This window comes from Burkholderia sp. MSMB1826, assembly GCF_001526325.1.
Lineage (GTDB): Bacteria > Pseudomonadota > Gammaproteobacteria > Burkholderiales > Burkholderiaceae > Burkholderia.
On the sequence record NZ_LOYN01000004.1, the window covers coordinates 81,121 to 93,748 of the forward strand.

Below are 12,628 nucleotides of genomic sequence, written 5' to 3' on the forward strand. Positions count from 1 at the left end.
TTATCGACTTGTCACACCGCGCCGCCCGACGTGCCGATGTCGGCATCCGTTGCGCGCGGCGAAACGATTTGAATTATCCTGCTCCATTCCACCGGAATTCGAATTCGATGAAAAAGGCATTGCACGAACTGAATCGGTTGTCCTGGAATAAGGCGACGGTTGCGCATAACAGCCATAAAGGCGATCAGGCTGCATTTTTCCGCAATGGCGGCTCGACGCTGTTTCCGGAAGAACGCGAACTGCTCGGCGATCTGGCGGGTCTGCGGCTCTTGCACCTGCAATGCAACGCGGGGCAGGACACGCTGAGCCTCGTGCGCGAAGGCGCGGACGCAACCGGCGTCGACATCTCCGACGAGGCGATCGACTTCGCGCGGCGACTGTCGGCCGACGCGGGCCTGCCCGCGCGGTTCGAGCGCGCCGACGTACTCGACTGGATGCCCGAAGCCGCCGCGCGCGGCGAGCGCTTCGATCACGTGTTCACGTCGTACGGCGCGATCTACTGGCTGTCGGACCTGACCGCATGGGCGCACGGGATCGCCTCGCTGCTCGCACCGGGCGGCCGCTTCGCGATGGTCGAGTTCCATCCGTTCTCGCTGTATTTCGACGAACACTGGCAGCCGCACTACGACTACTTCAAGGACGACGCGACCGAGGAACCCGCAGGCGTCGGCGATTACGTCGCGGTGTCCGGCACGGGACTCGGCGCGCAGCACGACCACCCGGGCATCGTCGATTTCGCGAACCCGCATCCGAGCTACGAGTTCATGTGGGGCATCGGCGCAGTCGTGAATGCACTGATATCGGCCGGGCTCGCGATCGATCGCCTGATCGAATATCCATACGCGAACGGCTGGAAGGGCTTCGACGGCATGCGCGAGTTGGACGGCCGCCGGATGGTGCCGCCCGAAGGCATGCCGCGCCTGCCGTTGATGTACGCGCTCGCCGCGCACCGGGTGGCCGCATGACCGGCCGCACCGCCGCCGCGCGCGACGCGCTGTCGGCCCGCCTGCTGGCCCGCGACGACGTGCCGCTCGTGTGGACCATCGACCGGCGTGAAATCATCGAACACCTGTACGTGCTGCGCGACGGCGCGCTGCATCTCGTGCCCGAGTTCTACGACGTGGCCGGCTGGCCCGACGGCGAAGCCGATCACTACACGCCGATCCTGCTCGACTGTCACGACCGCGGCGGCTGGTTTCTCGGCCGGTTCGACGGCACGCGGCTCGTCGCGGCCGTCGTCGTCGACAGCCGGCCGCTCGGCCCGCGGCGCGACATGCTGCAGTTGAAGTTCCTGCACGTGAGCCGCGATTGGCGCGGTTGCGGGCTCGGCGAACAGCTCTATCGCGCGGCGCAGGTGCGGGCACGCACGATGGGCGCCGAGCGTCTGTACGTGTCGGCCACGCCGTCGCAGCGCACGATCGACTTCTACCTGCGGCTCGGCTTCACGGTCAGCGCGGTGCCCGATCCCGAACTTTACGCACTCGAGCCCGAAGACATTCACCTCGAAGGGCCGACGGCGTGACCGCGCGGCATGCGGATGAAGCGTGGAATTTTGCGCTCCGCCACTGCCGTCATCAGTTACCGTCAGCACGTCACGGAGCGCGACATTGAACGATGACCCGCCACCGCCCGCCACGCCGAAGATCCTCGTCAGCATGTGCGTGGTCGGCCATCCGGTCCGTTACAACGGCTCGGCGAAGACCGCCGCGCACGAGGCGCTCGAACGGTGGCAACGCGAAGGGCGTCTCGTGGCCGTCTGCCCGGAACTGGCGGGCGGCCTCGGCGGGCCGCGCCCGCCCGCCGAGATCGCCGGCGGCGCATCGGGGCAGCAGGTGCTGTCGGGTCGCGCACGCATCGTCGACGTGGGCGGCACCGACGTGACGGCCCCGTTCGTGGCCGGCGCGCAGACCGCGCTGGCCCTTGCGCAAGCACACGGCTGCCGCTTCGCGATCCTCGCCGACGGCAGTCCCTCGTGCGGCAGCACGTTCATTTACGACGGAAGTTTCGAGAGCCGGCGGCACGCGGGCGCCGGCGTCACGGCGGCGCTGCTGCGCGCGCATGGCATCGAGGTGTTCGCGGACACCGAGATCGATGCGCTCGACGCGCGGCTCAGGCAACTGTCGCCGGCCGGTTAACGACGATGGGCGGCACGAGACACCTCGTGCCGCCCATCGTGGCGGAAACGGCGCGGCGATCAAGCGGCGCGTATCCGGCCGCTTCCCCCCATCTCGCCGGTCAGACGCGTTCGATCGCGATCGCGATGCCCTGGCCGACGCCGATGCACATCGTGCACAGCGCAAAGCGGCCGTTCGTGCGATGCAACTGGTACATCGCGGTCGTCACGAGACGCGCACCCGATGCGCCGAGCGGATGACCGAGCGCGATCGCACCGCCGTTCGGGTTCACGCGCGGATCGTCGTCGGCGACGCCGAGCATGCGCAGCACCGCGAGACCTTGCGACGCGAACGCTTCGTTCAGCTCGATCACGTCGAACTGGTCGATCGTCATCCCGAGCCGCGCGAGCAGCTTCTGCGTGGCCGGCGCGGGGCCGATGCCCATCACGCGCGGCGCGACGCCGGCCGTCGCGATCCCCAGCACGCGGGCGCGCGGCGTCAGGCCGAAGCGCTTCGCGGTGGCCTCGTTCGCCAGCAGCAGCGCGGCGGCGCCGTCGTTCACGCCCGACGCGTTGCCGGCCGTGACCGAGCCGTCCGGGCGCACGACGCCCTTCAACTTCGCGAGCGCTTCGAGCGACGTTTCGCGCGGATGCTCGTCGCGCGACACGACGATGGCGTCGCCTTTCTTCTGCGCAATCGTGACCGGCACGATTTCCTCGGCGAGCGTGCCGTCCTGCTGCGCCCGCGCGGCCTTCTGCTGGCTGCGCAGCGCGAACAGGTCCTGATCCGCGCGGCTGATGTTGTAGTCGACCGCGACGTTCTCGGCCGTCTCGGGCATCGAATCGACGCCATACAACTGCTTCATCAGCGGATTGACGAAGCGCCAGCCGATCGTCGTATCGAAGATATCGGCCTGGCGCGCGAACGCGCTCGCGGCCTTGCCCATCACGAACGGCGCGCGCGTCATGCTCTCGACGCCGCCCGCCACCATCAGCGCGGCTTCGCCCGACTTGATCGCGCGCGCGGCCACGCCGACCGCATCCATTCCGGAGCCGCACAGGCGGTTGATCGTCGAACCGGGCACGCCCTCCGGCAGGCCCGCCAGCAGCGCCGACATGCGCGCGACGTTGCGGTTGTCCTCGCCGGCCTGGTTCGCGCAGCCGTAGATCACGTCGTCGATCGCCGTCCAGTCGACGTCGCGGTTGCGCTCGACGAGCGCCTTGAGCGGCACCGCGCCCAGATCGTCGGCGCGCACGCCGGACAGTGCACCGCCGTAACGCCCGATCGGCGTACGGATCGCATCACACAGAAAAGCTTCGGTCATCAGTGTCTCCGGTCCCGTGAAAGGCTGGGAAATGAACGGGGCGCCCCCTTGCATTGCCCGCCGGGATGCGCTTAAATGTTCTATATACGAACATAAGATCGTGTATCGAACGTTCAACGCATCATAGGGAGTGCAGGGACGACCTGTCAAGGGCGCGGTCCGCCGTGCGGTTGGCGTGTCGGGCCCCATGCGCTATCTTCTCGGCTGCACGACATTCCAGGCGCTCATGACAACCGACGATATTCAAACGAAACCCGGCGACTCCTATGTGCAGTCGTTCGCGCGCGGCCTCGCGGTGATCCGCGCATTCGACGCGGCGCGCCCGGAGCAGACGCTCACCGAGGTCGCATCGGCCACCGGCCTCACGCGCGCGGGCGCGCGCCGGATCCTGCTCACGCTGCAGACGCTCGGCTACGTCGAGGCCGACGGCCGGCTGTTCCGGCTCACGCCGAAGATCCTCGAGCTCGGCTTCGCGTACCTGACGTCGATGCCGTTCTGGAATCTCGCCGATCCGGTGATGGAGCAGTTGTCCGCGCAAATCCACGAAAGCTGCTCGGCCGCGGTGCTCGACCGCACCGAGATCGTCTACGTGCTGCGCGTGCCGACCCGCAAGATCATGACGATCAACCTGTCGATCGGCAGCCGGCTGCCCGCGTACTGTACGTCGATGGGCCGCGTGCTGCTGTCCGCGCTCGACGACGCGGCGCTCGACGAAACGCTCGCGCAAAGCGGCATCCGTGCGCATACGCCGCGCACGATCACCGACATCGGCGAACTCAAGGCGACGATCGCGCAGGTGCGCCAGCAAGGCTGGGCCGTGGTCGACCAGGAACTCGAGGTGGGCTTGATGTCGATCTCCGCGCCGATCCGCAACCGGCGCGGGCAGGTGATCGCCGCGATGAACATCAGCGGCAACGCACAGCGGCATACCGCGAAGCAGATGGTGAAGGAGTTTCTCGGGCCGCTGCAGCAGGCCGCGCAGACGGTATCGGAGCTGGTCGCACGGCGCGGGTGAGCGGTCACTTCGCGCGCCGGATCGGCAACATGGCCATTCGCGCATGGCGTGAAGCACGCGGATCGAGCCGACAGTGCGGATACCGCGGATAAAAAGACGGGCGGCATGCGCCGCCCGCTCAACTCTCTGACTCTGTTTGCAACGTCCTTCTCACGGAACACGGAGCGCGCTCCGCATCGCCAAATTTAGGGGTGCGGCAACGCCCGGTCAATTTGACGAGAACGAAATTGCACGGCGCCTCTCGGACGCCGTGCGCGCCCGGCACCGCTCACGCGCCCAGCAGCATCCCCGTTCGCACCGGCACCGTGCCGGTCACGCGGCCGAGCGGCGCGCCGGCCGTCACGAAACGGATCGCGCGCCGCATGTAGAACACGCCATCGGTCGCGCTCGAGATCGTCGTGACCGCATCCGTCAGCGGATCGACGATGTCGAACAGCGGATCGCCCGCACGGATCGTCGCGCCGATCGCCGCGCGGTGCACGAGGATCCCGCTCACCGGCGCGTAAAACTGCTCGCTGCCCGCAAGCGGCGTGGCCGATGCGGCCAGCGGCGGCAGCGGTGCGCGTTCGCCGCGCACCGCGCCGCACCACACGAGATAGTCGACGAGCGCGTCGGCGTCGCGTTGCGCATAGTCGTACGTCACGTCGCGCTGGCCGCGGCACTCGACGGTCACGGCCACGGTGCCGGCCGCCATCGGCGTGCCGTCCGGCAAATGCGCGCGCAACCGCGACCACAGCAGGTGATGCGCATCGTCGAACGCATGGCCGCCCGAATCCTCGGCGAGCAGCGACACCTCCGCACCGAGATAACGCGCGAGCGGCTCGACGTCCGGCCACGCGGTCTCGCTCGTGTACACGTGCATCACCGCTTCGAGCGAGCAATGCAGGTCGATCACGACGTCGGCGTCGTGCGACAGCTTCAGCAGCGCAAGCTGCAGCGCATCGAATTCGGTGCGCGGCGCGATGTCGTCGAGCGCCGCGCCGACGCATTCGCGCACGATCGCGCGATTGCGCGCGCCGTCGTCGCCCAGCCGGTCGCGCGCGCGCGCGGCGATTTCCGCGAGCGGCAGAAAGCCGCGGTTGAAGTTGCGGCCGCTCGCGAGGTCGAAACGACCGATGAACTGCCCGAGCAGATGATGATTGAGGCCGACCGGGTTCGACACCGGCACCAGCACGATGTCGGCCGCGAGCCGGCCTGCGGCGTCGAGCTGCGCGAGACGCTGCTTCAGCACGACCGCCGCGAGCATCGCCGGCGTCTCGTCCGCGTGCAGCGCGGCCTGCAGGTAGATCTTGCGGCCGCTGTCGGCCGGCCCGAAATGAAAGCTCGTCAGCGTGCGCTGCGTGCCGATCGACGGCGACAGGAGCGGCGTGGTGCGAATCTGCATCGATGGTCTCGAACGGATGAAAACGGGGAATCGGGACAACGGGCCTGCACGGCGCTCAGTCGCCGTACGGGTTGAAATCGAAGTACTGCTTCGCGATCCGGTCGTACGTACCGTCCTTCAGCATCGCTGCGATCGCGCCGTCGATCGACGCCTTCAGCGCGGTATCCGACTGCCGCATGCCGATGCCGACGCCGCGATCGCCCATGTCGAGCGGCGCGCCGACGAACGCGAAGCCCTTGCCGCGCGGCTGGCGCAGGAACCCATAGTCGGCTTCCACGGTGCCGAGCAGCGCCGCGTCGAGGCGGCCGTTCACGAGATCGGCGAACACGTCGTCCTGGCTCTTGTACGGCACCACGCCGACACCGGCCGGCGCCCAGTGCGCGAGCGCCCACGATTCGAACTGCGTGCCCGACTGCACGCCGACGCGCTTGCCGGCCAGCGACGCCGCCGTGCCGTCGAGCCCGCTGCCGGGCCGCGCGACGAGCCGCGACTTGAAGCGGAACAGCTTCGACGAGAACAGGATCTGTTTCTCGCGCTTCGCGGTGATCGCCATCGACGACAGGATCGCGTCGATCTTGCGCGCCTGCAACGCGGGGATCATCCCGGAGAATTCGAGCTCGACCCACTGGCAGCGCAACTGCGCACGGCGGCAGATCTCGTTGCCGAGATCGACGTCGAAGCCTTTCAGGCTGCCGTCGGGCGCTTTCGCATCCATCGGCGGATAGGTCGGGTCGATGCCGAGCCGCACCACGTGCGCGTCGAGCGCACACGCGGACGTGGCCGCCAGGCCAATGCACAGGGAAACGAGCGGGACGAGGAGACGTTTCATGGTCGACGATGGGCAGGTAGCGGGACGAACGGCATGCGCCGGACTGCCTGCGATCGTAGGGGCCGCCGGCTGCCGCCGGAACCATCGGCTGACTTATCATGATCGGTATTTCCGATCACCGGCCTCGCAGCTTCCCATGGCGTTCACGCTGTCCCAGCTCCGCATCTTCCGGGCCGTCGTCGAGCACGGCAGCCTGCGCGCGGCCGCACGCGCGCTCGATCTCGCGCAAAGCGGCGTCTCGCAGCAACTGCAGGGCCTCGAGGCGACGCTCGGCGCGACGCTGTTCACGCGCACCAATCGCGGGATCGTGCCGACGGCCGTCGGCCAGCGGCTGCTCGCGCGCTCCGCTTCGATCCTCGGCGAATGCGACCAGGTCGAGCGGGAAATCCGTCAGTTGAGCGGCGCCTACGAAGGCACCGTCACGCTCGGCCTCGTGACCGAGCCGCTGATCGACGCGTTCGCGCCCGTGCTGACCGCGTTCCGCGCGCGCTTCGACAAGGTGGACGTGCACCTGCGCACCGGCACGTCGCGGATGATGATCGGCTGGCTGCGCGAAAGCGCGGTCGATTTCGCGATCGCGCTGGTCGCGAAGCAGACCGACACGACCGATCTCGCGGTCACGCCGCTGCGCACGTCGGCGCCGGTGGTCGTCTGCCGCAACGGGCACCCGGCGATGCATGCGCGATCGCTCGCCGAGCTGGCCGCCTACGGATGGGTGTCCACGCGCTCGCCGAACCTGAGCGCCGACCCGGTCGTCAACCGGCTGCTCGCGTACTTCGACGCGCACGGCCAGCCGCCGCCGAAGATCCTCGCGACCGTCGAAGGGATGTTCGAGACGCTGCAGATCGTCACGCAGACCGATTCCCTCGCGCTCGAAACCGAAGCGATCACGCGGCACGGGCCGTTCGCCGGCGCGCTCGTGAAGGTGCCGGTGCGCGAACGGGCCGAAGCGCAGGACGTCTGCCTGCTGCAGCGCGCGGCCGTACCGCTGACGCCGGCCGCGCAGGAACTCGCGACGATGCTCGCGTCGTATCTGAGGGTGGTGCGCGGGCGGTAAGCGCATACGGCCGCGCCGCCGCCCGCATCGCGCATCACGCGTCGAGCGTCAGTCCAGCGATTCGCGCGCGGTCTCGCGCAGCATCGCGACCGCGATCAGCGACAGCACCACGCACGCGGCCACGTAGCCCGCCGGCGCGAGCTTGCTGCCGGTCGTCTTCACGAGCCAGGTCGCGATCAGCTGCGCGGTGCCGCCGAAGATCGTCACCGCGAGCGCATACGCGATCGAGATGCCCGTCGCCCGCACGTGGCGCGGCAGCGACTCGCACATCAGCGCCATTTCCGATGCGGAGCCGAGCGAATAGAACAGCAGCATCAGCGCGGTCAGCGGCAGGATCACCGACAGCGTCGGATGATGGTTCATCAGCCAGAATGCCGGAAACAGCAGCGCGACCAGCACGCCGCGGCCGACGAAGATCGGCAGGCGCCGGCTGCCGAGCTTGTCCGACAGCCAGCCGAACAGCGGGCACGTGACCAGCATCACGCAGCCCGACGCGACCCCGACGAACATCGACAGCTTCATCGGCAAGCCGAGCGTGTGGATCGCGTAGGTCGGCATGTAGAAGGTCAGGATGTAGGTCGACACCGTGCCGCCCATCACCGTGAGCATCAGCAGCAGCACCGTGCGCGCGTGCTTCGAGAACAGCTCGTGCAGCACGCCGCGCTCGATGCCGTGATGGCGGTCGCCGGGCGCGTCGTCCGCGAGCCGGCGACGCAAAAACATCCCGACCGGCGCAATCAGCACGCCGACGAGGAACGGCAGCCGCCAGCCCCAGCCTTCCAGTGCGTCCTTCGTCATCGTGTTCGACAGCAGCGCCGCGAACCCCGAGCCCATCAGCGCGGCGCCGCCTTGCGTCGCGAGCTGCCAGCTCGCGCGGAACGCGCGGCGCGACGTGCCGCCCTGTTCGAGCAGCGTCGACGTCGCCGCGCCGAATTCGCCGCCTTGCGAGAAGCCCTGCAGCAACCGCGCGAACACCACGAGCAGCGGCGCGGCCACGCCCACCTGCGCATAGGTCGGCGCGATCGCGATCAGACCGGTGCCGAGCGCCATCAGCATGATCGTCAGGTTCAGCGCGGCCTTGCGCCCCTTGCGGTCGGCGTAGACGCCGAGCACGACGCTGCCGAGCGGCCGCGTGAAGAAGCCGGCGGCGAACGTCGCGACCGACAGCAGCAGCGACGTGGTCGGGTCGCTCGACGGGAAGAACAGCTTGCCGATCAGCACCGCGAAGAAACCGTACACGGTGAAATCGAAGAATTCCAGCCAGTTGCCGATCACGGCCGCGGCGATCGCGCCGCGCCGCGTGACGGCAGGCGCGCCGGGCGCACCGGCTTCGGCGGCGCCCGGCGACGCGGGGTGCAGCGCGAGATGGTCTTTCTGCATCGCTCTCCTCTCCTCTGAATGCGGCCGGAAGCGCCGGCCGCGCGCCGCCGTTGCGATCACTGCCCGAGGTAACGCTCGACGAGGCGCGTCCAGAACGCCGCGCCGATCGGCAGGTTGCGATCGTTGAAGTCGTATTTCGGGTTGTGCACCATGCAACCGTCCTCGCCTTCGCCGTTGCCGAGCCGCACGAACGAGCCCGGCCGCTGCTGCAGCATGAACGCGAAATCCTCGCTGCCCATCAGCAGGTCGGCCTGCTCGACCACGTGCGCATCGCCGACGAGTTCGCGCGCGACCTGCGCGGCGAAATCCGTTTCGGCATCCGTATTGACGACGACCGGATAACCTTCGATGTACTCGACGTTCGCGGTCGCGCCGTAGCTCGCGGCCTGCGTTTCGGCCAGCTCGACGATGCGGCGCTTGAGCAGCGCGCGCACGTCGGGGCTGAACGAACGCACGCTGAGTTCGAGTCGCGCGCCGTTCGGAATCACGTTGTTCGCGGTGCCCGCGTGCATCGAGCCGACCGTGACCACCGCCGGCTGCGACGGATCGACGTTGCGCGCGACGATCGTCTGCAGCGCCATCACGATGCTCGCCGCGACGACCACCGGGTCGACGGTCAGATGCGGCCGCGCCGCGTGGCCGCCCACGCCTTCGATCGAGATGATCGCCTTGTCGCCGGCCGACATGAACGGGCCGCGGCGCGTGAGGAACACGCCGGGCGCCGCGCCCGGATGGTTGTGCATGCCGAACACGGCGTCGCACGGGAAACGCTCGAACAGGCCGTCGTCGATCATCTTCTTCGCGCCGCTGTCGACGCCGTGCTCCTCCGCCGGCTGGAAATACAGGTGCACGGTGCCCGAGAAGTTGCGCGTCTTCGCGAGATGCTGCGCAGCGCCGAGCAGCATCGTCGTGTGGCCGTCGTGGCCGCACGCGTGCATCTTGCCGTGCGTGCCGCTCGCATACGGCAAGCCGGTCGCCTCGACGATCGGCAACGCATCCATGTCGGCGCGAATGCCGATGCTGCGTGCGCCGTCGCCCACCCGCAGCGTGCCGACGACGCCGGTCTTGCCGACCCCGCGCGTCACCTGCCAGCCCCATTGCGCGAGCTTGTCCGCGACGAGCGCGGCCGTGTCGTGCTCTTCGTACGCGAGTTCGGGATGGTGATGGATGTGGTGACGGATCTCGCGCAGCCCGCCTGCGGCGGGCATCAGATCCTCGACTTCGGTGAATCGGGTAGCGGTGGTCATCAAGGGGCTCCTGCCGTTCGTCTGCGCACGCGGGGGATGCGTGCGGGAAAGCGAGCCACTATAGCGAGCCGATATCCGCGCAATAAGATGCGGAATTTTTCACCGCGATAAGGTTTATTAATCAAGGTTAATACGGGGCATCGGTCCGGTGCGTGAACTTCGATTAGATGCGGGTACGACTTTCGATCAGATGTGGACGGGACCGCCTAGAGCATCGCGGGAACGCCCGTGGCATAAGGCATATCCGTATCTAACCGAAAGTAGCTTCTGGAGCCCTCTCACGAGGGCCCGTACATTGTCGCGAACATGTCAATGGCAAACCCCGGAGCGCCCGACCGCAGGCATTTCGCAAGAAAGCGAAGCACCTTGAGCCAAGGCGACGCCACCCTCTCGTGCGCGACTTGCTTCGGCGAGTGACAGGAAGCGGGCGCTGCGTCGACGGCCGCGGCGACTGCTTGGGCGATGGGCGTACACGCGCCCGCCCTCGACCGGCCGCCGAGCGCCCCGCCGCAACGGCGGCGCGGCACACCCACCGCCGACGCCACGCCCCTCGCAACTACTCGACCTGCTTCAACGCTTGCAGCCCGTCCGGCAACTTCGCATCCGGAAACTGCGTGGACAACGAGGCATCGCGCCACCGCGCCGCCTCTTCCGCGCGCTGCCGCTCCGCCTGCTCGCAGACGAACAACGCATCGCCGCCGAGCAGCAAGCGCATCGGCACGTCGTCGCGACGCGACAGCTCGACGATCAGCGCCGCGATCCGGGCGGGATCGCCGACCTCATGCCCGCCATACGCGCCGAGCAGGTCGAGAATCTTTCCGACCGACGGCCGATAGTCCGGCAGCAGATCGTCGATCCCGCGCTTCGCCCGCGCGGCCCATTCGGTACGCATCCCGCCGGGCTCCAGCGTGCACACGCGCACGCCGAACGGCGCGACTTCCTTCGCGAGCACGTCGCTGAACCCGCCGACCGCCCACTTCGCGGCCTGGTACGCGGACAATCCCGGCGTCGACGTCCGCCCGCCGACCGACGACACCTGGAAGATGTGCCCCGCGCGCTGCGCACGCATCGTCGGCAACACCGCCCGCGTCAGGTTGATCACGCCGAACAGGTTCGTTTCGATCTGGTCGCGGAAGACGTCGGCGCCCATCTGCTCGAACGGCGCCGTGTGGCCGTAGCCCGCGTTGTTCACCAGCACGTCGATGCGCCCGAACGCGGCGCGTGCCGCCGCGACGGCCCGCGCGGCCGCCGCTTCGTCGGTGACGTCGAGTTCGACCGGCAGCAGCCGGTCGCCATGACGCTCGACCAGATCGGCCAGTCGCGCCGGATCGCGCGCGCCGGCCACCAGCCGGTCGCCAGCTGCCAGCACCGCTTCCGAAATCGCTCGGCCCAAGCCGCGTGCGGCCCCCGTTACCAACCAGACTTTCGACATTTTCCGCTCCTTGATCGTGATGAAACGACTAAAATGAATGATTACTCACTCATTAATATGAACGACGTAGCAGCCCTTGCGACCCTGCAACGCCCTGCCGGTCGTGGCGGCACGCGCCGCCACGACGGCGACTTTCGACTCACACCGCGTGCAATACGGCCCACAACGCGCGAAACCCCGCTTCCCGGTAGGCATCGGCCCGCGCCGGGTCGCGTGCGATCGACTCCATCGCGGTTGCCGCGATCGACGTAAACAACGCCGAGCAGAACGCATGCGCTTCGTCGCGGTTCAGCGCGCCCGACGCGGCGACCTGCTCGCGCAGCAGCGTGCCGATCGCGCCGAAGCCTTCCGCGCCGGCCGCGCGATGCGCGTCGTCGATGCGCCCGCTCACGCCGAGCTGCTGCAGCGCGCGCCGGCCGTCCGGATTCGCGACGCCCCACGACACATAGCCGTTCCACGCATGCCGCACGGCCTGCTCGGCCGGCGCACGCTCCGGAAACCCGGCCATCATCGCTTCGCGCAAGCCGGCCTTCAGGCTCAGATACAGCGCGTTCAGCAACGCATCCTTGGTCTCGAAGTACGTGAACACCGTGCCTTCCGCCACGCCGGCGAGCCGCGCGATGCGTGCGGTCGTCGCGGCCGCGCCGTCCTCGGCGAGCGCGCGCGCGGCCGCGGCGAGGAGGGCTTCGTGCTTGTCGGGACTGCGCGGTCGGGCCACGTTCGATTCCTTTAATGAGTGAGCGCTCAATCATAATTGAGCGGCGAGGCGCAATGCAAGCCCTGTTACATCCTGGGGAACGCATACGCAATCCATCAAAACGGTGCACTATTAGCGTTTTGCCGTAC

Annotated in this window: 13 protein-coding genes; 5 read left to right on the plus strand and 8 right to left on the minus strand. The window is 68.3% G+C overall.

Annotated elements, in window-relative coordinates:
* Positions 1-11 precede the first annotated feature (11 nt).
* Positions 12-275, minus strand: a complete 264-nt coding sequence (locus WS95_RS35520) for a hypothetical protein (protein WP_257139534.1) — start codon at positions 273-275, stop codon at positions 12-14.
* Between WS95_RS35520 and WS95_RS01190 the strand changes: the two genes are divergently transcribed.
* The 3 genes from WS95_RS01190 to WS95_RS01200 all read left to right on the plus strand — a co-directional run bounded on the left by WS95_RS01190 (position 270) and on the right by WS95_RS01200 (position 2,135).
* Positions 270-965, plus strand: a complete 696-nt coding sequence (locus WS95_RS01190; protein ID WP_257139535.1) for a class I SAM-dependent methyltransferase — start codon at positions 270-272, stop codon at positions 963-965. The two genes, WS95_RS35520 and WS95_RS01190, sit on opposite strands and share 6 nt — an antisense overlap.
* Entirely contained in the window at positions 962-1,522 is a 561-nt protein-coding gene (locus WS95_RS01195) for a GNAT family N-acetyltransferase (RefSeq protein WP_059821833.1), read from the plus strand. Before WS95_RS01190 ends, WS95_RS01195 begins: the two co-directional genes overlap by 4 nt.
* Positions 1,523-1,655: 133 nt before the next feature.
* Positions 1,656-2,135 (plus strand): DUF523 domain-containing protein, encoded by a 480-nt coding sequence (locus WS95_RS01200; protein WP_441294154.1) that lies wholly within the window; start codon positions 1,656-1,658, stop codon positions 2,133-2,135.
* Between the two features lie 100 nt (positions 2,136-2,235).
* Here the strand turns inward: WS95_RS01200 and pcaF are convergent, their stop codons facing one another.
* Positions 2,236-3,438: a 3-oxoadipyl-CoA thiolase gene (gene pcaF, locus WS95_RS01205; RefSeq protein WP_059821837.1), complete on the minus strand. Its 1,203-nt coding sequence runs from the start codon at positions 3,436-3,438 to the stop codon at positions 2,236-2,238.
* A gap of 226 nt (positions 3,439-3,664) precedes the next feature.
* Here pcaF and WS95_RS01210 point away from each other — a divergent pair, with 226 nt between their 5' ends.
* Complete coding sequence (locus WS95_RS01210; RefSeq protein WP_059780215.1) at positions 3,665-4,453, plus strand: IclR family transcriptional regulator; 789 nt, start codon at positions 3,665-3,667, stop codon at positions 4,451-4,453.
* Between the two features lie 268 nt (positions 4,454-4,721).
* Here WS95_RS01210 and WS95_RS01215 read toward each other — a convergent pair whose 3' ends face one another.
* Complete coding sequence (locus WS95_RS01215; protein WP_059821840.1) at positions 4,722-5,837, minus strand: succinylglutamate desuccinylase/aspartoacylase family protein; 1,116 nt, start codon at positions 5,835-5,837, stop codon at positions 4,722-4,724.
* A 55-nt stretch (positions 5,838-5,892) separates the two neighbouring features.
* On the minus strand, positions 5,893-6,666 hold the full coding sequence (locus tag WS95_RS01220; RefSeq protein WP_059821842.1) for a transporter substrate-binding domain-containing protein: 774 nt from the start codon (positions 6,664-6,666) through the stop codon (positions 5,893-5,895).
* Positions 6,667-6,802: 136 nt separating this feature from the next.
* Here WS95_RS01220 and WS95_RS01225 point away from each other — a divergent pair, with 136 nt between their 5' ends.
* Positions 6,803-7,723, plus strand: coding sequence for a LysR family transcriptional regulator (locus tag WS95_RS01225; RefSeq protein ID WP_059821844.1), 921 nt, complete (start codon positions 6,803-6,805; stop codon positions 7,721-7,723).
* Between the two features lie 48 nt (positions 7,724-7,771).
* Here the strand turns inward: WS95_RS01225 and WS95_RS01230 are convergent, their stop codons facing one another.
* From WS95_RS01230 to WS95_RS01245, 4 genes are all read right to left on the minus strand, one after another.
* Positions 7,772-9,103 (minus strand): MFS transporter, encoded by a 1,332-nt coding sequence (locus WS95_RS01230; protein WP_059821846.1) that lies wholly within the window; start codon positions 9,101-9,103, stop codon positions 7,772-7,774.
* 56 nt (positions 9,104-9,159) lie between these two features.
* Positions 9,160-10,350, minus strand: coding sequence for a M20 aminoacylase family protein (locus WS95_RS01235; RefSeq protein WP_059821848.1), 1,191 nt, complete (start codon positions 10,348-10,350; stop codon positions 9,160-9,162).
* Between the two features lie 556 nt (positions 10,351-10,906).
* A complete protein-coding gene (locus WS95_RS01240; protein ID WP_059821849.1) occupies positions 10,907-11,782 on the minus strand; it encodes an SDR family NAD(P)-dependent oxidoreductase in 876 nt (291 codons plus the stop codon).
* A 139-nt stretch (positions 11,783-11,921) separates the two neighbouring features.
* The gene (locus tag WS95_RS01245) at positions 11,922-12,500 is read right to left on the minus strand and encodes a TetR/AcrR family transcriptional regulator (protein ID WP_059821851.1); all 579 of its coding nucleotides are present in this window, start codon (positions 12,498-12,500) and stop codon (positions 11,922-11,924) included.
* Between the last annotated feature and the right edge of the window lie 128 nt (positions 12,501-12,628).